The 201-nt window shown below is 29.9% G+C and carries 1 protein-coding gene; it reads right to left on the reverse strand.

The genetic code is table 11. The features are described from left to right. Positions 1-201, reverse strand: a 201-nt coding sequence (locus AB671_RS21855) for a transposase (protein WP_185114141.1), incomplete at both ends; no start/stop codon positions are given.

The raw sequence follows: 201 nt of genomic DNA on the forward strand, positions 1-201 counted from the left end.
CTTCTTTAAACCAATGTGCTAACTTTAACATTGCAACTGATTTTTCAATGTTTTGATTATAAATTTTCCTAAGTCCATCTGATAAATTATACGCTTTTTCTAAATCGGGATATTCTGAGAACAATATTTTTGCCCTCAGTTTTTGTGATGAAGTCCATTTTTCTCTGGTTTTATAAAGCAAATATCTGCTTCTTGCCAAAA

Origin of the sequence: Chryseobacterium sp. BGARF1 (genome assembly GCF_001677955.1) — a bacterium.
Lineage (GTDB): Bacteria > Bacteroidota > Bacteroidia > Flavobacteriales > Weeksellaceae > Chryseobacterium.